We start from the raw sequence: 2,538 nt of genomic DNA, 5'->3' as shown, positions 1-2,538 counted from the left end.
TTTCGGCACAATAACCAGCTTACCTCCATACAACAACGCGCCGTACATTTCCCATACCGAGAAATCGAAGCAGAACGAATGGAACATCGTCCAGACGTCGCTCGCGCCGAAGTCGAACAGATTGCGGTCGTTGAAGAGCAGCCGCACGACGTTACGATGCTCCACCATCGCTCCTTTCGGCTGTCCCGTCGATCCCGACGTGTAGATCACATACGCCAGATCGATTGGACCACTTGCTGCTGGCAAGTTCGACGTCTCGCCCGCATACAGAGACGCGTCCGCCAGGTTCAGCACGGTTCCTTCGTAATCTTGCGGTACTTCTGCGTCACCGTACACGAACAGAAGATCGGTACCGCTGTCTTCCAGCATGTACGCGATCCGCTCAGACGGGTACGCCGGGTCCATTGGTAAGTACGCACCGCCGGCCTTCAGGATCGCGAGAATCCCCACGATCATTTCGACCGAGCGCTCCGCCATAATCCCCACGATTCGTTCGGCTTCTACGCCACGCGCACGCAGCTCATGCGCCAACTGATTCGCCTTTGCGTTCAGCTCGCCATATGTCATTCGCGCAGACTCGAATACGACCGCCACCGCTTCTGGAGTCCGATCAGCCTGCTGCTCGAACAGAGCGTGAATCGTCTTGTCCTTCGGATATTCCGCCTTCCTGTCATTAAACGTCTCAAGCAGTTGACGCTTCTCTTCTTCCTCAGTAAGATCGAAGTTCTGGATCGTTCTACTCGAATCGTTCATCATCGTGCGTAATGTTCGCTCAAAATACAGCAATACTCTATATACATCTTCTTCACGATAGGAAGATCCGATTCTTACCATGAGTGCGTTAAATGTGATCGATACGGTGAAGTCCATTCTGGCATTTGTGCGCTCATAGCTCAAATTCGCCGAAAGCTCAGGAATCAACGACTCTTCGGGTATAGACTCATAAATATGAAAATCAATAAAGTTAAACAAGACGTCGAAAAACGGGTTGCCGCTATCGGTCCGTTCTCCCGTTGCGCGCATAATGTCCTGCAACGAGTATCTTCCGAAGTTTTTCATCTCCATGCATTTGGCATGCACTGTATGAATCCATTCCAACCATGTCATTTGCGCATCGATCTTCATTTGCACCGGTATGGTATTTAGGAAACAACCCAGTATTTTATCGCCGTCCTCCCGAACGGGCCGTCCGTTTTCTACGAGACCCGCTAAAACTTCATTGTCGTAGGTAAACATAGATAGACTGTACACATACGCTGCAAAACAGATGGAGCGCAGACTTGTTCCGGTGTTTCTCGCAAAAAGCTTGAGATATTCCATGCTAAAATCAGCAAAGAAATGCGTAACCTGATGATGGTTACCGCTCTGTTCTAGATCTAATGCTGTCGGTTCAGGGAACTCAAGCCGTTTGTATTCTCTCAATTCCTCTTGCCAGAACGTTTGAAAATCAAGACGTTTTTTGACCGCGAGCTGTTCGATTACGTAATCCTTATATGTGCTCTTCAAAGAGGACTCTGCGTGTCGGTCGAATGTCCCAGCACCCAACTTCCAGTAAACGTTCAGTAACTCTGTCATTAACGAGGCAACGCTCCATCCGTCCAAGATGGCATGGTGAAAAATCCAACTCAAATACAGGCGACCGCCGCCCAACAAAAAAACGTGCATCCGCCAAAGAGGCGCCGCCCCGATGTCAAACGGACGTTTGCGATCCTTTTCCATCCAACGCTTCACAAAATCATCTTGATGATTCCCGTTCAGTCCGTTTAAATCATCCAGCCCGATCCGTGCTTCCACATGTTTGCGTAAGATTTGAACGGGATAAGCATCCGTCTCCAGATAAAAATCGGTTCTCAGGATCGAGTGCTTTGTGACCAAAAAGCGTAAAGCTTCCCGCAATCTTTCCAATTGGAAGTGTTCGTCTTTAAGCCCATATACAAACTGATCGTGATACACTGCACCATCAGATTGCTTAAGAGTATGGAAAACCATCCCTTGCTCGATATCGCTCATCGGATAAAAGTCTTCTACTTCACCCGCCAGCGATGCAGGGCCAGAAACGATATGATCCCGAAGTATATCCATTTCTTCTGCAAGTGCTTGTTCGTAAGCCGCATGATCCGGCATATTTACGTCGGATGAAAGGTTAGCCAGGAAGAGCTCAATCGTCGGATATTGATACAGATGAGTGATGTCTGTCTTATGTCCGATCGTTTGCTCCAACTTAGTGATCAGACGAATCGCTTTCATCGAGTCCCCGCCTAGCTCGAAGAAGCTGTCTTGGATCCCGACTTGTTCAATTAGGAGAACGTTCTGCCAAATTTCCGCCAGCTTGGCTTCCGTCCCGTTCCGCGGCGCGACGTATTCGCTTCCTGCCTGCATCAGATCTTGCGGCTCCGGCAGCGCCTTCCGGTCCACCTTGCCATTGGCCGTCAGTGGAATCCGTTCCACTTCCACCAAGTACGACGGTACCATGTACTCCGGCATGTAGGCCTTCAAATGCGAACGCAATTCGGAGGCATTGAATGCTCCCACGCTCAC

The 2,538-nt window shown here is 49.8% G+C and carries 2 protein-coding genes; both read right to left on the bottom strand.

Annotated features, from left to right (window positions below):
• Positions 1–2,379: condensation domain-containing protein (locus AC1TPB_RS24720; protein WP_482078928.1), on the bottom strand; the 2,379-nt coding region annotated here is incomplete at its 3' end.
• The coding region (locus tag AC1TPB_RS24715) for a hypothetical protein (RefSeq protein ID WP_482078927.1) at positions 2,294–2,538 on the bottom strand (245 nt) is incomplete at its 5' end. The genes AC1TPB_RS24720 and AC1TPB_RS24715, both read right to left, overlap by 86 nt.

The sequence above is a fragment of the Paenibacillus sp. Y951 genome, assembly GCF_056786395.1.
The sequence above is the reverse complement of the archived record's forward strand: the minus strand, read 5'-3'. Positions and strand labels throughout refer to the sequence as shown.